This window comes from Pseudomonas abieticivorans (assembly GCF_023509015.1).
In the GTDB taxonomy this organism is placed as follows: domain Bacteria; phylum Pseudomonadota; class Gammaproteobacteria; order Pseudomonadales; family Pseudomonadaceae; genus Aquipseudomonas; species Aquipseudomonas abieticivorans.
In genome coordinates, this window is record NZ_CP094975.1 from 3,615,861 (window position 1) to 3,636,239 (window position 20,379).

Here is a 20,379-nt window from a genome sequence, read left to right on the forward strand (position 1 = left end):
GAGCGGATTTATCCGCGAAGAACACCGCAGTATGTCAGGCAAATTGTGTCGGCTGCTTCGCGGATGAATCCGCTCCTACAGACGATCGCATTCCTTCTGTAGGGGCGGATTCATCCGCGAAAAGAACACCGCGGTATGCCAGGCAAGTTGTGTCGGTTGCTTCGCGGATGAATCCGCTCCTACAAACGATCGCATTCCTTCTGTAGGAGCGGATTCATCCGCGAAAAGAACACCGCGGTATGCCAGGCAAGTTGTGTTGGCTGCTTCGCGGATGAATCCGCTCCTACAGACGATCGCATTCCTTCTGTAGGAGCGGATTTATCCGCGAAAAGCACACCGCGGTATGTCAGGCAAATTGTATCGGCGTAGGCGGCGGTGTTACGCCGCTCAAGCCTCTTGCAAAAACTGCTGCCGATACTGGTTCGGTGACAACTCCGTGTGCTGGCGGAACAGCCGGGCGAAGAAGCTCGCGTCGTCGTACCCCACTTCATAGCTGATGGTCTTGATACTCTTGCGCGAGCCCGAGAGCAGGCCCTTGGCGGTCTCGATGCGCAAACGCTGTAGGTAATGCAGCGGCTTGTCGCCGGTGGCTGCCTGGAAGCGCCGCATAAAGTTACGGATGCTCATGCCATGCTCGCGAGCCACGTCCTCGAAGCGAAACTTGTCGGCGAAATGCTCCTCGAGCCACTGCTGGATCTGCAAGATGATCAGGTCCTGGTGCAGCTTCTGCCCGCCAAAACCCATGCGCCCCGGGGTGTAGTTGCGTTGCACCTCGTAGAGAATGTCACGCGATACTGCCTGGGCCACGCTGGCGCCGCAGAAGCGCTCGATCAGGTAGATATACAAGTCGCACGCCGAGGTGGTGCCGGCGGCGCAGTACAGGTTGTCGGCGTCGGTTAGGTGCTTGTCCTGGTTGAGGATGACGCTGGGGAAGCGCGCGGCGAACTGGTCGAAGAAGCGCCAGTAAGTGGTGGCCTCCTTGCCGTTCAGCAGGCCCGCCTCGGCCAGCCAGAACACCCCGCTGGCCTCGGCGCACAATACGGCGCCACGAGCATGCTGGGCGCGTAGCCAGGGCAGCACTTGCGGGTAGCGGATGCACAGGGTGTCGAAGTCGTCCCAGAAGGCCGGCAGCACGATGATGTCGGCGTCTTCCAGTGGGCCGTCGACCGGCAGCATCACACCGCTGAAGCTACGGATGGGGCGCCCGTCGGGGCTGACGATGCGGGTGTCGAAGATCGGTTGCAGGCCTTGGCCCAGGTGCTTGCCGGCGCGCAGGCTGGCCAAGTGGAAAAAGTCTTTGGCATGCATCAGGGTCGAGGCGAAGACTTTATCGATACCCAGGATGCTGACGCGGCGCAGGGCCGGCGTGTTGGGGGTAAACATCATGTTGATTATTCTTATATGGGATAGTGGTCAAGCTACGGCTGGATCGTCTTATTTTTTGACCGTTGTGTCCAGTATTGCGCTGCACGTGCGTGCGAGGGAGGGGCGCGCGGCCAATGTTGGCCGCGCTAACAGGGATCAAGGCGCAGGGTTGGGCTGGCCTTGGTGAATGGCCTCGATGCCTGCCAACACTTCATCGGATAACTTCAAGTCGAAGCTGCCCAGGTTGGCTTCCAATTGCTGGAGCGAGGTGGCACCGATGATGTTGCTGGTGACGAACGGCTGCTGGGTGACAAACGCCAGGGCCATCTGCGAAGGGTCCAGGCCGTGTTCGCGTGCCAGGGCCACGTAGCGGCTGGTGGCGGCCACGCTTTGCGGGTTGGAGTAGCGGCTGAAGCGGCTGAACAGGGTCAAGCGCGCATTGGCGGGCCTGGCGCCGTCTTCAAATTTGCCCGACAGCATGCCAAAGGCCAGGGGCGAGTAGGCCAGCAGGCCGCACTGTTCGCGAATGGCGATCTCGGCCAGGCCCACTTCGAAGCTGCGGTTAAGCAGGTTGTAGGGGTTTTGGATCGACACCGGGCGAGGCCAGCCGCGGCTTTCGGCCAGTTGCAGAAACTTCATGGTGCCCCACGGGGTTTCGTTGGACAGGCCCACGTGGCGGATCTTGCCGGCCTTGACTTGCTCGCCCAGCACTTCCAGGGTTTCTTCCAGTGGCGTGATCAACTGATCCTGGGAGTGCTGGTAGCCCAGCTTGCCGAAGAAGTTGGTGCTGCGCTCGGGCCAGTGCAGTTGGTACAGGTCGATCCAGTCGGTTTGCAGGCGCTTGAGGCTGGCGTCTAGCGCTTGCACGATGTGCTTGCGGTTGTGGCGCAGTTCGCCGTCGCGGATGTGGCTGATGCCGTTGCCGGGGCCGGCGATCTTGCTGGCCAGGATCCAGTCGGCACGATCGCCGCGGCTCTTGAACCAGTTACCGATGATTTTTTCGGTGCTGGCGTAGGTTTCCGGACGAGGGGGCACGGGGTACATTTCCGCCGTGTCGATGAAGTTGATGCCGGCGCCCTTGGCCCGTTCGATCTGGGCGAAGGCCTCTGCCTCGGTGTTCTGCTCGCCCCAGGTCATGGTGCCCAGGCACAGGGCGCTGACGTTCAGGTCGGTGCGGCCCAGTTGGCGATAATCCATCCTGTTTCTCCTCAACGCAAAAGGAATCATAAAAGCAGGTTGATATTTTTTTCGCAATCTGGATAATTCGCCCCCTCTCTGTGCAGTGGAAGTGATGCGCCGCTTGCCGAAGAATCTTGCCGTATATCTGACGCGCTGACCCGAGCCCCCGAAAGCGTCTGTATCCGGCTGCCTTTGACTTGTCAAAGTACGCACTATTCAGTAAGATCTGCCGTCTATTTTTGCTGGGCGGCCTTCGAGGCTATAAAGAATGAAAACTTTTACTGCTAAACCGGAAACAGTAAAACGCGAGTGGTTCGTCGTTGATGCTGCTGGTCAGACCCTGGGTCGTCTGGCTACTGAAATCGCGAGCCGTCTGCGTGGCAAGCACAAACCAGAATACACCCCTCACGTTGACACCGGCGACTACATCGTCGTCATCAACGCCGAGCAGATCCGTGTGACTGGCGCCAAGACCACTGACAAAATGTACTACTCCCACTCCGGTTTCCCGGGCGGCATCAAGTCGATCAACTTTGAAAAGCTGATCGCCAAGGCCCCTGAGCGCGTGATCGAGACCGCGGTCAAAGGCATGCTGCCTAAGAACCCGCTGGGTCGCGACATGTACCGTAAGCTGAAAGTCTATGCGGGCGCTGCTCACCCTCATACTGCTCAGCAGCCCCAAGAACTGAAGATTTAACGGAATAGTTCATTATGTCGGCGACTCAAAATTACGGCACTGGCCGTCGCAAGACTGCAACCGCACGCGTTTTCCTGCGTCCGGGTACTGGTAACATCTCCATCAACAACCGCACCCTGGAATCGTTCTTCGGCCGCGAAACTGCCCGCATGGTAGTTCGTCAGCCGCTGGAACTGACCGAGACCACTGAGAAGTTCGACATCTACGTCACCGTTATCGGTGGTGGTGTCAGCGGTCAGGCCGGTGCGATCCGTCACGGTATCACCCGTGCACTGATGCAGTACGACGAAACCCTGCGTGGCGCTCTGCGCAAAGCTGGCTTCGTGACTCGCGATGCCCGTGAAGTTGAACGTAAGAAAGTCGGTCTGCGTAAAGCGCGTAAGCGTCCGCAGTACTCGAAGCGTTAATTCGCCCCTCGCGAATACGCTCAAAAGAAGCCCGGTTCCTTTTTGGAATCGGGCTTTTTTTATGTCGTCTAGACTACGGGGTGCTATTCCTTAGGAAGGCGTTGCCGCGTTGCTCCGTGACGATGTGTCGCACGCTCGCAGCCCATGGGCTATAAGGGATGCAGCGGTTTTCGTGGGGTAATCCCCTTGTGAATGTATGGGCTTTTCATTACCATTCGGCAGTTTTCCGGTGGCGCACGAAGTGCCCGGCAATTCAGTTACAACAATGCGATGCCTGTCGAAACAGGCCAAAAAAAAGCTGATGGGAGAGGACTGAATGAGCAATGACGGCGTGAATGCAGGCCGGCGTCGCTTCCTCGTAGCTGCCACCTCAGTGGTCGGCGCAGCAGGAGCGGTAGGGGCTGCGGTCCCATTTGTGGGGTCGTGGTTTCCCAGCGCCAAGGCCAAGGCAGCAGGGGCCCCGGTCAAGGTCAACATCAGCAAGGTCGAGCCGGGCCAGCAGATGATTGCCGAATGGCGTGGGCAGCCCATCTTCATCGTGCGCCGTACCGAATTGATCCTCTCCAACCTGACCAAGATCGAGGGCCAGCTCTCCGATCCCGAGTCCAAGAATTCCGTCCAGCCTGAATACGTCGATCACAAGCTGCGCTCGATCAAGCCTGAGCTGGTGATCTTGATTGGTATCTGCACGCACCTGGGCTGCTCGCCCACCTTCCGCCCGGAAGTGGCCCCGGCAGACCTGGGCAAGGATTGGGTCGGCGGCTATTTCTGCCCTTGCCACGGTTCCCACTACGATCTTGCCGGTCGCGTGTACAAGTCACAGCCAGCGCCTCTCAACCTGCCTGTGCCTCCTCACTCTTACGAGTCGGACGCCATTGTCGTCCTTGGCGTCGATCAGGAGAAAAAGTGATGAGTAAATTCATGGATTGGGTGGATGCGCGCTTTCCTGCCACCAAGATGTGGGAAGACCACCTCAGCAAGTACTATGCCCCGAAGAACTTCAACTTCTTCTACTTCTTTGGCTCCCTCGCGCTGCTGGTGCTGGTCAATCAGATCGTCACGGGGGTGTGGCTGACCATGAGCTACACGCCATCGGCCGAAGAGGCGTTCGCCTCGGTCGAGGGCATCATGCGGGACGTCGAATACGGCTGGATACTGCGCTTGCTGCACTCCACCGGCGCATCAGCGTTTTTTATCGTGGTGTACCTGCACATGTTCCGCGGCCTGCTCTACGGCTCGTACAAGAAGCCGCGCGAGCTGGTATGGATCTTCGGCATGCTGATCTACCTGGCGCTGATGGCCGAGGCCTTCATGGGGTACTTGCTGCCGTGGGGGCAAATGTCCTATTGGGGGGCCCAGGTGATTATTTCGCTGTTCGGCGCCATCCCGGTGATTGGTAACGACCTGACCCAGTGGATTCGGGGCGACTACCTGATTTCCGGTATCACCTTGAACCGCTTTTTCGCGCTGCACGTGATCGCCTTGCCCATCGTGATCCTGGGCCTGGTGGTGCTGCACGTGCTGGCTTTGCACGAGGTGGGCTCGAACAACCCCGACGGCATCGAGATCAAGAAGCTCAAGGATGAAAATGGCGTACCGCTGGATGGCATCGCCTTCCACCCCTACTACACGGTGAAGGATATCGTCGGCGTGGTGGTGTTTCTGTTCGTGTTCTGCTCGGTGGTGTTTTTCTTCCCCGAGATGGGCGGCTATTTCCTCGAGAAGCCCAACTTCGAGCAAGCCAACGCCTTCAAGACCCCCGAACACATTGCCCCGGTATGGTACTTCACGCCGTTCTACGCGATCTTGCGCGCGGTGCCCGACAAGCTGTTCGGGGTGATGGCCATGGGGGCGGCGATTGCCGTGCTGTTCGTGCTGCCGTGGCTGGACAGAAGCCCGGTCAAGTCGATGCGCTACAAGGGCTGGCTGAGTCGGCTGTGGCTCACGCTGTTTTGCGTGTCGTTCGTAATCCTTGGCTACCTCGGCGTGCAGGCGCCTACCCCTGAGCGAACGCTGGTGTCGCAAGTGTGCACCGTGCTGTATTTCGCCTACTTCCTGCTGATGCCGTTCTACACCCGGCTCGAGAAGACCAAACCGGTACCGGAAAGGGTGACTGGCTGATGAAAAAATTATTTGCGGTGTTCCTGCTCGCACTGATGCCTGCCATTGCCTTTGCCGCCGAGAGTGGCCCTGAGTTGGATAAAGTCGATATCGACCTTGCCGACAAGGCTGCCCTGCAGGATGGTGCGCGGACCTTCACCAACTATTGCATGGGCTGCCACAGCGCCAAGTTCCAGCGTTACGAGCGGGTGGCCGACGACCTGGGTATCCCCCATGACCTGATGCTGGAAAAACTGATCTTCACCGGTGCGAAGATCGGCGACCACATGGCCATTGGCATGCAGTCGGCCGACGCCAAGGCCTGGTTCGGCGCGGCGCCACCTGACCTGACCCTGGTGGCGCGGGTGCGCGGTACCGATTGGCTGTATTCCTACCTGCGGGCCTTCTACGAGGATCCGGCGCGGCCCTGGGGCGTGAACAACAAAGTGTTCCCCAACGTTGGCATGCCCAACGTGCTGGTCGGGCTGCAGGGGCGTCAGGTGATTGGTTGCAAGCAGGTGCAGGTGGAAACCGATGGGAAGAAGCAATACGACCCGCTGACCGGGTCGCCCTTGACCCACGAAGCCTGCGACCAGCTGACCATCGTGCCCAAGACCGGCACCCTGAACGAGGAGCAGTTCGACGAGAAGATCAAGAACCTGGTGACCTTCCTCGCATACTCCGCCAACCCGGTAAAACTGCAGAGCCAGCGTATCGGTACCTATGTGCTGCTTTATCTGGCATTCTTGTTCGTCTTCGCCTACCTGCTCAAGCGCGAGTACTGGAAGGACGTTCACTGATCATGCTGTAAGATGGGCGGTTATTGCGCGCGCCCCCGGGCGACCCCTGTTTATTGCAGGGGGCGTTCCGGGGGCGCGTTCGCTTATGTGCTTCACTAATTTCTATACGCGAGGAGGACCGCCATGGGCGTGACCAACCGGTTGGCCTGTTACTCCGACCCCGCCGACCACTATTCTCACCGAGTGCGCATGGTACTCGCCGAGAAGGGTGTCAGCGCCGAGATCATCAGTGTGGAGGCGGGTCGTCAGCCGCCGAAGCTGATCGAAGTGAACCCTTATGGCAGCCTGCCAACGTTGGTGGATCGTGATTTGGCTCTGTACGAATCAACGGTGGTAATGGAATATCTGGATGAGCGTTATCCGCATCCGCCCCTGTTGCCGGTGTACCCGGTGGCCAGGGCCAACAGCCGCTTGCTGATCCACCGGATCCAGCGCGATTGGTGTGGGCTGGTTGACCAGATCCTCGACACGCGTACCAAGGAAGCCGTGCGTGCCCAGGCCCGTAAAGAGTTGCGCGAAAGCCTGACCGGCGTTTCGCCGTTGTTTGCCGACAAGCCTTGTTTCCTCAGTGAGGAGCTAAGTCTGGTTGACTGTTGTCTATTGCCCATACTCTGGCGTTTGCCGATCATGGGTATCGAATTGCCGCGGCCTGCAAAGCCGCTGCTGGACTATATGGAGCGTCAGTTTGCGCGCGAGGCCTTCCAACAGAGCCTTTCGCCGGCTGAACGTGAAATGCGATAGGTTTTTGAGGAGCCGTTGATGAACTCCAGTCGTCCCTACATGGTACGTGCGCTCTACGAATGGATCGTGGACAACGATTGCACCCCACACATGCTGGTCAATTCCGAGCATCGGTCGGTACAGATCCCCAAGGGTTTTGCCAGCGATGGCCAGATCGTGCTCAATGTTTCACCCAGCGCCGTTCGCCATTTGCACATGGATAACGACGCGGTCAGCTTCGAAGGTCGCTTCGGCGGCGTGGCGCACACCCTGTACGTGCCCATAGGCGCGATCCTGGGCGTTTACGCGCGCGAGAATGGCCAGGGCATGGTCTTCGACATGGAAGCGCCAGGCGCTGAAGAAGAGGCGCTTGAGGTTGAAGAAGGCCAGCCGGGCGATGATGTCCCGCCGGGTGGCCGACCGCGGCCAGCAGGCCGTCCAAGCCTGAAAGTGGTGAAATAAAAAAAGGCGACCCGAGGGTCGCCTTTTTCATGCTCGGTCGATCAATCGATGTACTCGAACAACTTGACGATCTTTTGCACGCCGCCCACGCCCTGTACCAGGTTGGCAGCACGGGCCGCTTCCTGTTGGGTGACCAGGCCGAGCATGTAGACGATGCCGTTCTCGGTAATGATCTTGATGCGCGAACCGGGGATGGCGTTGTCGGTCAGCATCTGGGTCTTGATCTTGGTGGTCAGCCAGGCGTCGTTATTGCGCGCCAGGATGGAGGAGGGTGGCAGCACTTGAAGTTCGTTGTGTACCTTCTTCACGCGCTGCACCGAGCCTGCTGCCTGTTCGGCCATGCTCTTGAGGTCGGCACGAGGGGTTTGGCCGGCCAGCAGTACCACGCCGTTGAAGCTGGCGACGACGATGTGCGAGCCGTTGTCCAGGTCTGGGCTGGCCTTGGCCACGTTGACCTCGACCTTGGTTTCGATCAGCGAGTCATCGATCTTGCTGCCGAAGGTACGGGTGCCGCGATCGTCCTGGATCGGGGTGTCACGGGTAGCCGTGAGTACCGAGCTGCAACCGCTCAGGCTCAGGCAAAGCGTCAGGGCCATCAGGCCAAGGCGATTAGGGGTCATTCTTCACTCCCGAACAATTGGCTGTCGATCAAATCGCAAAGGCAATGGATCGCCAGCAGGTGGACTTCCTGGATGCGTGCGGTGACGTTGGCCGGCACGCGAATCTCGACGTCTTCGGGCAGTAGCAGCGAGGCCATGTCGCCGCCGTCGCGTCCGGTCAGAGCTACGACAATCATTTCGCGATCATGTGCGGCCTGGATCGCTTGAATGATGTTGGCCGAGTTGCCGCTGGTGGAAATCGCCAGCAGCACGTCGCCGGGCTGGCCCAGGGCGCGGATCTGCTTGGAGAAGATTTCGTTGTAGCTGTAGTCGTTGGCGATCGAGGTGATGGTCGAGCTGTCGGTGGTCAAGGCGATGGCCGGCAGGCTCGGGCGTTCGCGTTCGAAACGGTTGAGCAGTTCCGAGGAAAAGTGCTGGGCATCGCCCGCCGAGCCGCCGTTGCCACACGACAACATCTTGCCCTCGTTGAGCAGGGCGTTGACCATCACTTGGCTGGCTTGCTCGATGTGCGGTGCAAGGACTTCCATCGCCTGTTGCTTGGTATCGATACTGGCCTGAAAAAGCTGGCGAATTCGGGATTGCATGTCCATCAATGTGACCTTAATTAGGGCGGCTTGGTCGGGCGCTGCCTGAGTCGTCCCAGGGGCTTCCCGGCACATGAATGTGCAGCCCGCAAAGCAAAGAGCAAAAACGTTGAAATAGAGTGTGTCGCAGTGTGCGTGCGTGCCCTTCAGCTATCGAAGGCGTCGCGTAGCCAGTTCAGGCGCTGTGCCTGGCCGGCGGTGCCTTCCAGGGCAATCACGTCGAAACGGCAGGGGTGATCGGCCCAGCGCGCTTCCTTTTGCAGGAATACCTGCGCGGCGACGACCAGCTTTTCACGCTTGCGCGCATCGACACTTTCGAGCGCGCCGCCCCAACCTGCGTGCAGTCGGTAGCGGACTTCGACGAATACTACTGTATCGCCGTCAAGCATGACCAGATCAAGCTCACCGTGTTTACATAACCAGTTGCGCGCCAGCAGGTGCAAACCCTGCTGTTCAAGGTGCCGGAGCGCTTGCGCCTCGGCCTCTCGCCCAGCCTGCTGGCGCGCAGTGGCGGGCATTACTGCGGGGTGTCCGGCAGGCGCTGGATTTGGCCGCCATTGAACTGGGCCCACGGCAGCTCGCGCTGCACGCGTTGGCCCTGGCTCAGGCTCAGGTTGCCCGACAGGCCTTGCACGCGGTTGTCTGGCAGCGCCTTGAGCTGGCCCAGGCGCGGTGCCAGGGTGAAAGCGTCCACGCCCATGGCGTACAGGCGGCCCAAGCTGCCGCCGGCCTGGGGCCACTGCTTGACCACTTGCTGGCGCAGGCCGTTGCTGGTGTCCAGCAGCCATGGGGTTTCGCAGAAGCGGATGCCGTTCATGTCGTTGTACTGCGCCTGGTCGCCAGTGGCGCTGAAGACGTTGGAGGTGGCGTAGACCGGCACGTCGCCGGCGTACTGATAGTTGAGCGTCGGCTTGATTTGCTGGGCCAGTTGCGGGGTGGAAGCCAGGAAGATGAAGTTCACGTCCTGACGGCGCGACGGTGTGCCGCCCTGACCGGTCCCACGCACTTGCATCAGTTGGGCAATCTGCTGCGCCAGCGCGACCGGCTGGTCGACGCGCTCGGAGCCCAGCAGTTGGCCGCCATTGGCTTCGAAGTCCTGGCGGAAGGCGGCCAGCACACGGTCGCCCCATTCGCCGCGTGGCACCAGGGCCACGGCGGTGTGCAGGCCGTCGGCGCGGGCGCGGCGGGACACTTCGCGAGCTTCGTCTTCAGCGGCAAGGCCGAACTGGAACAGCTGTGGCGGGCCGCCGGCGGTAGTGTCGCTGTAGTTCAGTGCCAGGGTGGTGATGGGCAATTGCGGGTGCGACGTCAGTTGCTTGACCAGGGTTTTTTCCAGCGGGCCGACCACCAACTGCGCGCCGGCGGCCTGGGCCTGGCGATAGAAGTCATCCATGGAAGTGACGCGCGAGCTGTCGAACACTTCGATGGCAGGTGGTTTCTGGCCAGCTTGCTGGGCTTGGTAATAGGCGGCCATGAAGCCGTCGCGCAGGGCGCGGCCCACCGAGGCCAGTTGGCCTTGTTGGGGCAGCAGCAGGGCGATCTTGGTCAGCGGAACGTCGGCCAGCTCTTTGAGCTTGACCAGGGCGCCAGGCAGTTGCTTGGCGGCCGGGTGGCCGGGGTGCTGGGCACGCCAGGTATCGATCGCGGTTTTTTGCTGGTCCAGGGTGCCGGCGCTTTTAACTGCCAGGGCCAGGCTCTGCCAGCCGGCCAGGTCGTCGTTGCCGCTGGCTTGCAACTGCTCGACCGGCAGGCTGGCCACCAAGGCCCAGATCGCTTCGTGGTTGGCGTTGGCGGCATCACCACTGATCAGTGGGGCGATGAACACCCGCTCACGCGCGGCGGCCAGGGTCTGGTTATCGGCTTCCAGGGCGCGGGCGCGTACGGTATGGGTGCGCACCTGTTGCTCCACCGACAGCTCGCCCAGGTGTTCCAGGCTTGGGTGGTTCAAGGCAGCCAGGGCTTCCTTGGGTTGGTTGCGTGCCATGGCCAGTTCCGCGGCCAGGGTGCTGGCCTGGATCTGCGCGCCGGGCTTGAGCACGCCGAGTTGCACTTGGGCAAGGATCTGCGTGGCGCGGGCAGTGTCTTTCTGCTGGTAAGCCTGGTCGGCTGCGCTCAGGCGCAGTTGCGAGGCTTTTTCCGGCGTGCTGGCGCTGGCAGCCTGCTCAAGCAGTTGCTCGATGGAGGCATCGGGGGTGCGGGGCAGTTCACCCAGGCTGGACGAAGGCGAGCTGGCGCAGGCCGCCAACAGCACGGCCAGGCAGAGGGCAGAGAACAGCCGCAGGCAAGCAATCATGACTATCTTCCTGATCTGAATCGGTTTGACCGGCGATTGTACCCAAGCGCTGGCCTGGGCGCGAACTCACTGGCGTGAAACGCAGGTTTTGCTGTGTACAAAAGTTTTCGGCGGTGCTTGAGATGTTGCGCCGTGACGACGTGGCGCCAGGCTGTACAATGGCGGTTTTGCCAACCAAAGGTGTGTGCTGTGACTGCTCCGGGTGCTTCTAATTCCACTGCTGGCACACTTTATGTGGTCGCGACCCCCATCGGTAACCTGGACGACATGAGTGCGCGGGCCCTCAAGGTACTGGCTGACGTGGCGCTGATTGCCGCCGAGGACACCCGCCACTCGATCCGCCTGCTCCAGCACTTTGGCATCCAGACCCCGTTGGCGGCCTGCCACGAACACAATGAGCGCGATGAGGGTGGGCGCTTTTTGACCAAGCTGCTGGCTGGCGAAAGCGTGGCGCTGATTTCCGACGCGGGCACGCCGCTGATCTCCGACCCCGGTTACCACCTGGTGCGTCAGGCCCGGGCCGCCGGCGTGGCGGTGGTGCCGGTGCCGGGTGCCTGCGCCTTGATCGCGGCGCTGTCGGCTGCCGGCTTGCCATCGGACCGCTTCATTTTCGAAGGCTTCCTGCCCGCCAAGGCCGTCGGCCGCCGCGCGCGACTGGAGTTGGTTAAGGAAGAGCCGCGCACGCTGATCTTTTATGAGGCCCCGCACCGCATCCTCGAATGCCTGCAGGACATGGAGGCGGTATTTGGCCCCGAGCGGCCGGCGTTGCTGGCGCGTGAGCTGACCAAGACCTTCGAAACGCTCAAGGGGTTGCCCCTGGCCGAGCTGCGCGCCTTTGTCGAAGGCGACAGCAACCAGCAGCGCGGCGAGTGCGTGGTGTTGGTCGCGGGCTGGACCGCGCCGGAAAACGAAGAGGCAGTGAGTGGCGAGGTGATGCGCATCCTCGACCTGTTGTTGGCCGAGATGCCGCTCAAGCGCGCAGCGGCCTTGGCGGCCGAGATCACCGGTGTGCGCAAGAACGTGCTGTACCAGGTGGCCCTGGAAAAACAGAAGCCGGCGTAAGCCTAAACCTATAAGCTGCAAGCTAGAGGCTGCGCGCAATCAGCTTGCAGCTTGTGGCTTGGGGCTCAAAGCTGTAACCTTGTCGGCGGAGAGTCGATTGGACAGTCGCTGCCTTCTTTTGTTCCGCAAAAGAGGGGGGAGGAAAGTCCGGGCTCCATAGGGCAGAGTGCCAGGTAACACCTGGGAGGCGCGAGCCTACGGAAAGTGCCACAGAAAATAACCGCCTAAGCGCGCAAGCGCCGGTAAGGGTGAAAAGGTGCGGTAAGAGCGCACCGCACGTCTGGTAACAGTTCGTGGCTAGGCAAACCCCACTCGGAGCAAGACCAAATAGGGTTCCATATGGCGCGGCCCGCGTTGGAACCGGGTAGGTTGCTAAAGGTGTCCAGTGATGGCCATCGTAGAGGAATGACTGTTCTCGACAGAACCCGGCTTACAGATCGACTCTCCACCTCTCCCTCCCTCGCTTCAATCAATAGCCGAAGCGATTTGTAATACCGAAAAAATCTTACACTTAATAAATTACTTTAACTTTGTGACGTAGCTCCTTGAGTTTACTTCGCTTTGTTCCCTCGCTACGTCCGGAAATTGCCCCCCCGCCTTCTCTTTGTCTCGTAAATCTCCGATCTGTAAGGCTTTTCCTTACGAGCGCGCCTTGACGGTGGTACGGGCGCATTCCTATAGTGTGCGCAAGTGGCGGAAAGTGGCACAAAGTGGGTTTTTTAAGCCGAAAACGGTAAAATTGGGGTAGCGATCTGTGTTTCGCGGAGCTAATGCCATCAGTCTCGATGCCAAGGGTCGTCTCGCTATGCCGAGCCGGTACCGTGACGAGCTGGATTCGCGTTCCTCCGGGCAACTGATCGTCACTATTGATGCCGTCGACCGTTGCCTCTGCGTCTACCCGCTCGATGAGTGGGAAATTATCGAAACAAAGCTGCGCGCATTGCCATCGCTACGTGAAGAGAACCGCCGTCTGCAAAGGTTGCTGATTGGCAACGCGGTTGATCTGGAACTCGATGGCAGTGGGCGTTTTCTGGTACCGCCGCGGTTGCGCGAATACGCCAATCTGGACAAGCGCGCGATGTTGGTGGGCCAGTTGAACAAGTTCCAACTGTGGGACGAGGACGCCTGGAACGCTGTGAATGCAGCGGACCTGGCAGCTATTCAACAACCGGGCGCCATGCCTGATGAACTGCGTGATTTGATTCTGTGACTATAGATAGCGGCTTTAACCACATCACCGTGTTGCTTGACGAAGCCGTCGAGGCTCTCGCCATACGCGCCGATGGCTGCTATCTGGACGGCACCTTCGGCCGCGGCGGCCACAGCCGCCTGATCCTCAAGCACCTGGGCCCGGATGGCCGGTTGTTGGGGTTCGACAAGGATCCTCAAGCGATTGCCACCGGGCAAGCGCTGGCGGCCGAAGACGGCCGCTTTGTCATTGTGCAGCGCAGCTTTGCCGAGATGGGTTCCGAGATCCAGTTGCAAGGCCTGGCCGGCAAGGTCAACGGCGTGTTGCTGGACTTGGGCGTTTCCTCGCCTCAGCTCGACGACCCGGAGCGCGGTTTCAGCTTCATGAACGACGGCCCGCTGGACATGCGCATGGACCCGACGCGCGGTGTCAGTGCCGCCGAGTTCATCGCCACCGCGCCTGCCGAAGAAATCGCCCGGGTGTTCAAGGAGTACGGTGAAGAGCGTTTCGCCAGGCGCATGGCCAACGCCGTGGTTGCCCGCCGCGAAACCAAGCCGTTCGAACGCACCGGCGACCTGGCCGAAGTGCTCAAGGTGGCCAACCCCGCCTGGGAAAAGGGCAAGAACCCGGCCACCCGCGCGTTCCAGGGCCTGCGCATCCACGTCAACAGCGAGCTTGCCGACCTTGAGGCTGGCCTTGAAGCGGCCCTGGCATCCCTGGAAATCGGCGGCCGCCTGGTGGTCATCAGCTTCCACTCGCTGGAAGACCGCATCGTCAAGCTGTTCATGCGCAAGCTGGCCAAGGGCGAGGCCGATAAGCTGCCGCGCAACCTGCCTGTGCGTCATCAAGCCTTCGAGCCGATCATCAAGGTGCACGGCAAGGCCCAGTTCGCCTCCGAGGCCGAGCTCAAGGCCAACCCGCGCTCGCGTAGCGCGGTCATGCGCGTGGCGGAGAAGTTGCGGTGAGCAAGCTGTACGCCAAGCCATTGCCAGGCGGAAGCTTCCTGATGCTTCTGCTTTTTATCGCCGTGCTCGTTTCGGCGATTGGCGTTTCCTACAGCGCCCACCTCAACCGCCAGTTGCTCAACACCCTGTACGGTGAATTGAACGAGCGCGACAAGGCGCAGGCCGAGTGGGGCCGGTTGATCCTGGAGCAAAGCACCTGGACCGCCCATAGCCGTATCGAGGCCTTGGCCAGCGATCAATTGAAGATGCGCATCCCCGACGCCGCTGAAATCCGCATGGTGGCGCCATGATGAAGCTCGAAGGGGCCATGTACCCATGGCGATTCCGCGTGATGGTCGGCTTGCTGGCCATCATGGTGGGCGCGATCACCTGGCGTATCGTCGACCTGCAGGTCATCGACCATGACTTCCTCAAAGGCCAAGGCGATGCGCGCAGCGTGCGCCATATCCCGATCCCGGCGCACCGTGGCCTGATCACCGACCGTAATGGCGAGCCCCTGGCCGTCAGTACCCCGGTGACTACCCTGTGGGCCAACCCCAAGGAAATGCAGGCCGGCAAAGACAAGTGGCCAGCGCTGGCCGCCGCCCTGGGCCAGGATCCCAAGCAACTGACCGAGCGCCTGGAAGCCCAGGCCACCAAAGAGTTCATCTACCTGGTGCGCGGCTTGACCCCGGAGCAGGGCCAGTCGGTGCTCGACCTCAAGGTGCCAGGTGTTTATGGCATCGAAGAATTCCGCAGGTTTTACCCCGCCGGTGACGTGACCGCGCACATGGTCGGCTTTACCGACCTGGACGACCACGGTCGCGAAGGGGTGGAGCTGGCCTACGATGACTGGCTGGCCGGGGTGCCCGGCAAACGTCAGGTGATCAAGGACCGGCGCGGCCGGCTGATCAAGGACGTGCAAGTCACCAAAAACGCCAAGGCCGGCAAGACCTTGGCTTTGTCTATTGACCTGCGCCTGCAATACCTGGCCAACCGCGAGCTGCGCAACGCCATCGTCGAGAACGAGGCCAAGGCCGGCAGCATGGTGATCATGGATGTGAAGACCGGCGAAGTGCTGGCCATGGTCAACCAGCCCACCTATAACCCTAACAACCGTCGCACCATGTTCCCCGCCTCGATGCGCAACCGCGCGATCATCGACGTGTTTGAACCCGGTTCGACCATGAAGCCGATTTCCATGAGTGCGGCGCTGGAAAGCGGGCGCTGGAAACCCACCGACAAGGTCGAAGTGTACCCCGGCACCCTGCAGATCGGCCGCTACACCATTAAAGACGTGACCAAGACCGAAGGCCCGATCCTCGACCTGACCGGCATCCTGATCAATTCCAGTAACGTGGGCATGAGCAAGGTGGCCTTCGACATCGGTGGCGAAGCCGTATACCGGGCGATGTCGGCCGTGGGCCTGGGCCAGTACACCGGCCTGGGCTTCCCGGGCGAGCGCGTTGGCAACCTGCCGAACCACCGCGAGTGGAAAAAGGCCGAGACTGCGACCCTGTCCTACGGCTACGGCCTGTCGGTGACGGCGTTGCAGTTGGTGCACGCCTATTCGGCCATCGCCAACAACGGCCGCATCGTGCCGTTGACCATTCTCAAGACCGACCCGGACAACAAGCCCCAGGCCACGCAAGTGATGCCCGAGCAAGTGGCGAAAACCCTGCAGGGCATGATGCAACAGGTGATCGAGGATCCGCGCGGCGTCTACCGTGCGCGGGTGCCGGGCTACCACGTGGCCGGCAAGTCCGGTACGGCGCGTAAAGCGACCGTGGGCTCGCGTGGCTACACCGAGAACGCCTACCGCTCGCTGTTCGCAGGCTTCGGCCCGATGAGCGATCCACGCTACGCCATCGTCGTGGTCATCGATGAGCCGAGCAAGGCCGGCTACTTCGGTGGCCTGGTCTCGGCACCGGTGTTCAGCAAAGTGATGTCCGGCACCTTGCGCCTGATGAACGTGACCCCCGACAACCTGCCGAGCACGCCGCAACAGCAGGCGCAAACCACGGCACCGGTCAAGGGAGGGCGCGGCTGATGGCGATTCCCTTGAGCAAGATTTTCGCCCAGATCGACCGCGACCTGACTATACGCGGCCTGGCCTTGGACAGCCGCGCGGTCAGCCCGGGCGACCTGTTCCTGGCCGTGCCCGGTGCCCGTGTCGATGGCCGTGCGCACATCGCCGACGCCATTGCCCATGGCGCCGCAGCCATTGCTTACGAAGTCGAAGGCGCCACCGTGCTGCCGATGACCGACATCCCTATGATCCCGGTCAAGGGCCTGAGCAAGCAATTGTCCGACATCGCCGGGCGCTTTTATGGCGACCCAGGCCGTTCACTGGACCTGGTGGGCGTGACCGGCACCAACGGCAAGACCAGCGTCAGCCTGCTGGTGGCCCAGGCGCTCGACCTGTTGGGCAGAAAGTGCGGTTTGATCGGCACCTTGGGCGCTGGTTTTTATGGCGCTATCGAGAGTGGCAAGCTGACCACGCCCGATGCCGTGGCCGTGCAGGCTACCTTGGCGCAACTGAAAAAAGCCGGCGCCCAGGCCGTGGCCATGGAAGTGTCCTCCCACGCGCTGGACCAGGGCCGAGTGACCGCCCTGGCCTATGACGTGGCGGTACTGACCAACCTGTCCCGCGACCACTTGGACTACCACGGCAGCATGAAAGCCTACGCCGAAGCCAAGGCCCGGCTGTTTGCCTGGCCGGGGTTGGGTAGCCGGGTGATTAACCTGGATGACGAATTCGGTCGCGAACTGGCGACCCGTGAGCAGGCCTCTCGCCTGATCACCTACAGCCTTGAAGATACCGGCGCCACGCTGTTCTGCCGCCAGGCCAGTTTCGATGACCACGGCGTGCGCGCCACGCTGGTGACCGCCGACGGCGAGTATGCCCTGCAAAGCCGCCTGTTGGGCCGCTTCAACCTGAGCAACGTGCTGGCGGCCATTGGCGCTTTGCTGGCCCTGGACTATTCGCTGGAACAGATCCTGGCGGTGGTGCCGGAGCTGGAAGGGCCGGTTGGCCGCATGCAGCGCCTGGGCGGCGGTGCACGGCCGTTGGTGGTGGTCGATTACGCCCACACGCCCGACGCGTTGGAAAAAGTCCTGCAAGCCCTGCGCCCGCATGTCACCGGGCAGTTGCTGTGCCTGTTCGGCTGCGGCGGTGATCGTGACCGCGGCAAGCGCCCGTTGATGGCCGAAGTGGCCGAGCGCCTGGCTGATCGCGTGCTGGTCACCGACGACAATCCGCGCAGCGAAGACCCGCAAGCCATTTTCGACGACATCCGCCCAGGCTTCACCGCCGTGGATGCCGTGCAATTCGTACCTGGGCGTGGCGTGGCCATCGCCCAGTTGATCGCCGCCGCAGCGCTCGACGACATCATTGTCCTGGCCGGCAAGGGCCATGAGGACTATCAGGAAATCAACGGCCAGCGCCACGACTTCTCCGATCTGGTCGAAGCCCAGAAGGCCCTGGCGCAATGGGAGGTGGACCATGCTTAAGCCCATGTCCCTGACGCAATTGATCAAGCCCTTGGCTGCCCACCTGCACGGTAGCGACGCCAGTTTCACCGGTGTCAGCATCGACAGCCGCGCCATCGGCGCCGGGCAATTGTTCGTGGCCCTGACCGGGCCGAACTTCGACGGCCACAACTACCTGGATGACGTCGCTGCCAAAGGCGCGGTGGCGGCCCTGGTGGAGCACGCGGTGGCGGGTAGCAGCTTGCCGCAACTGGTGGTGGCCGACTGCCGGGTGGCCCTGGGCCAACTGGCTGCGCTCAACCGTGCGGCGTTTACCCGCCCGGTCGCGGCCATCACCGGCTCCAGCGGCAAAACCACGGTCAAGGAATTGCTGGCCGGTATCCTGCGTACCCAAGGCCCGGTGCTGGCCACGCGTGGCAACCTGAACAACGACCTGGGCGCGCCACTGACGCTACTGGAGATCGCTGCCGAGCATACGGCGGCGGTCATCGAGCTGGGCGCCTCGCGCATCGGCGAAATCGCCTACACCGTCGGCCTGACCAAGCCGCAGGTAGCATTGATCAACAATGCCGGTACCGCCCATGTCGGCGAGTTCGGCGGCCCGGAAAAAATTGTCGAAGCCAAGGGCGAGATTCTTGAAGGCCTGGACGCTGACGGCACCGCCGTGCTGAACCTGGACGACAAGGCATTCGGCATCTGGAAGGCGCGCGCCGGCCAGCGCCGGGTCATGACGTTCGCCCTGGAAAACAGCGCTGCTGATTTTCATGCCAGCGACATCGCGTTCGACGAGCGCGGCTGCCCCTCGTTCACCTTGCACGGCCTGCAGGGTTCCGGCCGGGTCCAATTGAACCTGCTGGGTACCCACAACGTACAGAACGCCTTGGCTGCCGCCGCTGCCGCGCATGCCTTTGGCCTGGCGCTGGGCGGGATTGTCGAAGGGCTGCAAAGCGTGCAACCGGTCAAGGGGCGCACCGTTGCCCAAGTGACCACATCCGGGCTGCGGGTCATCGACGACAGCTATAACGCAAACCCCACCTCAATGTGTGCTGCCATTGATATACTCGCCGGCTTTTCCGGCCGCACCGTTCTGGTGCTCGGAGACATCGGCGAATTGGGGCAATGGGCGCAAGAGGGTCACCAGCAGGTCGGTGAATACGCCAAGGGCAAGGTCGACGCCCTGTATGCCGTAGGTCCGATGATGGCCCATGCAGTGGCCGCGTTCGGTTCCAATGCCCGCCATTTCGCTACTCAAGCTGACCTGATCGCCGCCCTTGGCGCCGAGCAGGCCACTAACACCACTATTTTGATCAAGGGTTCGCGCAGCGCTGCGATGGAAAACGTCGTGGCGGCCTTGTGCGGTTCCAGCGGGGAGAAACATTAATGCTGCTGCTGCTGGCTGAGTATCTGCAACAGTTCTACAAAGGCTTCGCGGTCTTCCAATACCTGACCCTGCGCGGGATCCTGGGTGTATTGACCGCGTTGTCACTGGCCCTGTGCCTGGGCCCATGGATGATCCGTACCCTGCAGATTCGCCAGATCGGCCAGGCCGTGCGTAACGACGGCCCGCAATCGCACCTGTCCAAGTCCGGAACCCCGACCATGGGCGGCGCGTTGATCTTGTCCGCGATCGGTATCAGCACGCTGCTGTGGGCGGACCTGTCCAACCGCTACGTGTGGACCGTGTTGCTGGTAACCCTGCTGTTCGGTGGCATCGGCTGGGTCGATGACTACCGCAAGGTGATCGAGAAGAACTCGCGCGGCCTGCCAAGCCGCTGGAAGTATTTCTGGCAGTCGGTATTTGGCCTGGGCGCCGCGGTGTTCCTGTACGTCACCGCGCCAAGCGCGGTGGAAACCACCCTGATCATCCCGATGCTCAAGGATGCCAGCATTCCATTGGGCGCCGGCTTCATCGTGCTGACCTATTTCGTGATCGTCGGCTCCAGCAACGCGGTCAACCTGACCGACGGCCTGGACGGCCTGGCCATCCTGCCGACCGTGATGGTCGGTGGCGCACTGGGGATCTTTTGCTACCTGTCGGGCAACATCAAGTTCGCCGACTACCTGCTGATTCCCTACGTGCCGGGCGCGGGCGAGCTGATCGTGTTCTGCGGCGCGCTGATCGGTGCCGGCCTGGGCTTCCTGTGGTTCAACACCTACCCTGCGCAAGTGTTCATGGGTGACGTTGGCGCGCTGGCGCTGGGTGCAGCCCTGGGCACCATCGCCGTGATCGTTCGCCAGGAAATCGTGCTGTTCATCATGGGCGGCATTTTCGTGGTGGAAACCCTTTCAGTGGTCATTCAGGTTGCTTCCTTCAAGCTGACCGGTCGCCGCGTCTTCCGCATGGCACCGATCCACCACCATTTTGAACTCAAGGGCTGGCCCGAGCCACGCGTGATCGTCCGTTTCTGGATCATCACCGTGATTCTCGTGTTGATCGGCCTTGCCACGCTGAAACTGAGGTAGAA

Annotated in this window: 21 protein-coding genes and 1 other RNA gene; 16 read left to right on the forward strand and 6 right to left on the reverse strand. The window is 61.5% G+C overall.

Going from position 1 to position 20,379, the window contains the following annotated elements; genetic code table 11:
* Positions 1–387 precede the first annotated feature (387 nt).
* Both L9B60_RS16575 and L9B60_RS16580 read right to left on the reverse strand, forming a co-directional pair.
* Positions 388–1,284 carry a GlxA family transcriptional regulator gene (locus tag L9B60_RS16575; protein WP_249679755.1) on the reverse strand — a complete coding sequence of 299 codons (897 nt, stop codon included), beginning with the start codon at positions 1,282–1,284 and terminating at the stop codon, positions 388–390.
* Positions 1,285–1,521: 237 nt separating this feature from the next.
* On the reverse strand, positions 1,522–2,562 hold the full coding sequence (locus tag L9B60_RS16580) for an NADP(H)-dependent aldo-keto reductase (RefSeq protein ID WP_249671770.1): 1,041 nt from the start codon (positions 2,560–2,562) through the stop codon (positions 1,522–1,524).
* A 250-nt stretch (positions 2,563–2,812) separates the two neighbouring features.
* On the opposite strand from L9B60_RS16580, the gene rplM reads away from it, so the two are divergent.
* The 7 genes from rplM to L9B60_RS16615 all read left to right on the forward strand — a co-directional run bounded on the left by rplM (position 2,813) and on the right by L9B60_RS16615 (position 7,730).
* The gene (gene rplM, locus L9B60_RS16585; RefSeq protein WP_249671775.1) at positions 2,813–3,241 is read left to right on the forward strand and encodes a 50S ribosomal protein L13; all 429 of its coding nucleotides are present in this window, start codon (positions 2,813–2,815) and stop codon (positions 3,239–3,241) included.
* Positions 3,242–3,255: 14 nt separating this feature from the next.
* Entirely contained in the window at positions 3,256–3,648 is a 393-nt protein-coding gene (gene rpsI, locus L9B60_RS16590; protein WP_249671783.1) for a 30S ribosomal protein S9, read from the forward strand.
* Positions 3,649–3,964: 316 nt separating this feature from the next.
* On the forward strand, positions 3,965–4,558 hold the full coding sequence (petA, locus tag L9B60_RS16595; RefSeq protein ID WP_249671788.1) for a ubiquinol-cytochrome c reductase iron-sulfur subunit: 594 nt from the start codon (positions 3,965–3,967) through the stop codon (positions 4,556–4,558).
* Positions 4,558–5,769 (forward strand): cytochrome b, encoded by a 1,212-nt coding sequence (locus L9B60_RS16600; protein WP_249671790.1) that lies wholly within the window; start codon positions 4,558–4,560, stop codon positions 5,767–5,769. Before petA ends, L9B60_RS16600 begins: the two co-directional genes overlap by 1 nt.
* Positions 5,769–6,548 (forward strand): cytochrome c1, encoded by a 780-nt coding sequence (locus L9B60_RS16605; protein WP_249671791.1) that lies wholly within the window; start codon positions 5,769–5,771, stop codon positions 6,546–6,548. Before L9B60_RS16600 ends, L9B60_RS16605 begins: the two co-directional genes overlap by 1 nt.
* 123 nt (positions 6,549–6,671) lie before the next feature.
* Positions 6,672–7,289, forward strand: a complete 618-nt coding sequence (locus L9B60_RS16610; RefSeq protein ID WP_249671793.1) for a glutathione S-transferase N-terminal domain-containing protein — start codon at positions 6,672–6,674, stop codon at positions 7,287–7,289.
* Positions 7,290–7,307: 18 nt separating this feature from the next.
* Entirely contained in the window at positions 7,308–7,730 is a 423-nt protein-coding gene (locus tag L9B60_RS16615) for a ClpXP protease specificity-enhancing factor (RefSeq protein ID WP_249671797.1), read from the forward strand.
* A 41-nt stretch (positions 7,731–7,771) separates the two neighbouring features.
* Here the strand turns inward: L9B60_RS16615 and L9B60_RS16620 are convergent, their stop codons facing one another.
* From L9B60_RS16620 to L9B60_RS16635, 4 genes are all read right to left on the reverse strand, one after another.
* Positions 7,772–8,350: a BON domain-containing protein gene (locus L9B60_RS16620; RefSeq protein WP_249671804.1), complete on the reverse strand. Its 579-nt coding sequence runs from the start codon at positions 8,348–8,350 to the stop codon at positions 7,772–7,774.
* Positions 8,347–8,940, reverse strand: a complete 594-nt coding sequence (locus L9B60_RS16625; protein ID WP_249671809.1) for a phosphoheptose isomerase — start codon at positions 8,938–8,940, stop codon at positions 8,347–8,349. Before L9B60_RS16625 ends, L9B60_RS16620 begins: the two co-directional genes overlap by 4 nt.
* Positions 8,941–9,080: 140 nt before the next feature.
* Positions 9,081–9,452 carry a YraN family protein gene (locus tag L9B60_RS16630; protein ID WP_249671813.1) on the reverse strand — a complete coding sequence of 124 codons (372 nt, stop codon included), beginning with the start codon at positions 9,450–9,452 and terminating at the stop codon, positions 9,081–9,083.
* A complete protein-coding gene (locus tag L9B60_RS16635) occupies positions 9,452–11,227 on the reverse strand; it encodes a penicillin-binding protein activator (protein WP_249671818.1) in 1,776 nt (591 codons plus the stop codon). The genes L9B60_RS16630 and L9B60_RS16635 overlap by 1 nt, the downstream gene beginning before the upstream one ends.
* Before the next feature lie 189 nt (positions 11,228–11,416).
* Between L9B60_RS16635 and rsmI the strand changes: the two genes are divergently transcribed.
* From rsmI to mraY, 9 genes are all read left to right on the forward strand, one after another.
* Positions 11,417–12,289: a 16S rRNA (cytidine(1402)-2'-O)-methyltransferase gene (gene rsmI, locus L9B60_RS16640; RefSeq protein WP_283780517.1), complete on the forward strand. Its 873-nt coding sequence runs from the start codon at positions 11,417–11,419 to the stop codon at positions 12,287–12,289.
* Positions 12,290–12,378: 89 nt separating this feature from the next.
* Positions 12,379–12,738, forward strand: an RNA gene (rnpB, locus tag L9B60_RS16645) — RNase P RNA component class A.
* A 305-nt stretch (positions 12,739–13,043) separates the two neighbouring features.
* Entirely contained in the window at positions 13,044–13,499 is a 456-nt protein-coding gene (gene mraZ, locus L9B60_RS16650; RefSeq protein ID WP_249671826.1) for a division/cell wall cluster transcriptional repressor MraZ, read from the forward strand.
* Positions 13,496–14,443: a 16S rRNA (cytosine(1402)-N(4))-methyltransferase RsmH gene (gene rsmH, locus L9B60_RS16655; protein WP_438865986.1), complete on the forward strand. Its 948-nt coding sequence runs from the start codon at positions 13,496–13,498 to the stop codon at positions 14,441–14,443. The genes mraZ and rsmH overlap by 4 nt, the downstream gene beginning before the upstream one ends.
* Complete coding sequence (ftsL, locus tag L9B60_RS16660) at positions 14,440–14,733, forward strand: cell division protein FtsL (protein ID WP_249671836.1); 294 nt, start codon at positions 14,440–14,442, stop codon at positions 14,731–14,733. Before rsmH ends, ftsL begins: the two co-directional genes overlap by 4 nt.
* Complete coding sequence (locus tag L9B60_RS16665; protein ID WP_438865987.1) at positions 14,730–16,472, forward strand: peptidoglycan D,D-transpeptidase FtsI family protein; 1,743 nt, start codon at positions 14,730–14,732, stop codon at positions 16,470–16,472. The genes ftsL and L9B60_RS16665 overlap by 4 nt, the downstream gene beginning before the upstream one ends.
* Positions 16,472–17,935 (forward strand): UDP-N-acetylmuramoyl-L-alanyl-D-glutamate--2,6-diaminopimelate ligase, encoded by a 1,464-nt coding sequence (locus L9B60_RS16670; RefSeq protein ID WP_249671838.1) that lies wholly within the window; start codon positions 16,472–16,474, stop codon positions 17,933–17,935. The genes L9B60_RS16665 and L9B60_RS16670 overlap by 1 nt, the downstream gene beginning before the upstream one ends.
* Complete coding sequence (locus L9B60_RS16675; protein WP_249671839.1) at positions 17,928–19,295, forward strand: UDP-N-acetylmuramoyl-tripeptide--D-alanyl-D-alanine ligase; 1,368 nt, start codon at positions 17,928–17,930, stop codon at positions 19,293–19,295. The genes L9B60_RS16670 and L9B60_RS16675 overlap by 8 nt, the downstream gene beginning before the upstream one ends.
* Positions 19,295–20,377, forward strand: a complete 1,083-nt coding sequence (gene mraY, locus L9B60_RS16680) for a phospho-N-acetylmuramoyl-pentapeptide-transferase (protein ID WP_249671840.1) — start codon at positions 19,295–19,297, stop codon at positions 20,375–20,377. Before L9B60_RS16675 ends, mraY begins: the two co-directional genes overlap by 1 nt.
* Positions 20,378–20,379 lie beyond the last annotated feature (2 nt).

Coding starts and splice junctions, on each gene's coding strand:
- rplM (WP_249671775.1), top strand. CDS start 2,813: ATGAAAACTTTTACTGCTAAACCGGAAACAGTAAAACGCGAGTGGTTC.
- L9B60_RS16675 (WP_249671839.1), top strand. CDS start 17,928: ATGCTTAAGCCCATGTCCCTGACGCAATTGATCAAGCCCTTGGCTGCC.
- L9B60_RS16620 (WP_249671804.1), bottom strand. CDS start 8,350: ATGACCCCTAATCGCCTTGGCCTGATGGCCCTGACGCTTTGCCTGAGC.
- petA (WP_249671788.1), top strand. CDS start 3,965: ATGAGCAATGACGGCGTGAATGCAGGCCGGCGTCGCTTCCTCGTAGCT.
- L9B60_RS16625 (WP_249671809.1), bottom strand. CDS start 8,940: ATGGACATGCAATCCCGAATTCGCCAGCTTTTTCAGGCCAGTATCGAT.
- L9B60_RS16605 (WP_249671791.1), top strand. CDS start 5,769: ATGAAAAAATTATTTGCGGTGTTCCTGCTCGCACTGATGCCTGCCATT.
- L9B60_RS16630 (WP_249671813.1), bottom strand. CDS start 9,452: ATGCCCGCCACTGCGCGCCAGCAGGCTGGGCGAGAGGCCGAGGCGCAA.
- L9B60_RS16580 (WP_249671770.1), bottom strand. CDS start 2,562: ATGGATTATCGCCAACTGGGCCGCACCGACCTGAACGTCAGCGCCCTG.
- L9B60_RS16600 (WP_249671790.1), top strand. CDS start 4,558: ATGAGTAAATTCATGGATTGGGTGGATGCGCGCTTTCCTGCCACCAAG.
- L9B60_RS16610 (WP_249671793.1), top strand. CDS start 6,672: ATGGGCGTGACCAACCGGTTGGCCTGTTACTCCGACCCCGCCGACCAC.
- rpsI (WP_249671783.1), top strand. CDS start 3,256: ATGTCGGCGACTCAAAATTACGGCACTGGCCGTCGCAAGACTGCAACC.
- L9B60_RS16615 (WP_249671797.1), top strand. CDS start 7,308: ATGAACTCCAGTCGTCCCTACATGGTACGTGCGCTCTACGAATGGATC.
- L9B60_RS16670 (WP_249671838.1), top strand. CDS start 16,472: ATGGCGATTCCCTTGAGCAAGATTTTCGCCCAGATCGACCGCGACCTG.
- L9B60_RS16665 (WP_438865987.1), top strand. CDS start 14,730: ATGATGAAGCTCGAAGGGGCCATGTACCCATGGCGATTCCGCGTGATG.
- mraY (WP_249671840.1), top strand. CDS start 19,295: ATGCTGCTGCTGCTGGCTGAGTATCTGCAACAGTTCTACAAAGGCTTC.
- L9B60_RS16635 (WP_249671818.1), bottom strand. CDS start 11,227: ATGATTGCTTGCCTGCGGCTGTTCTCTGCCCTCTGCCTGGCCGTGCTG.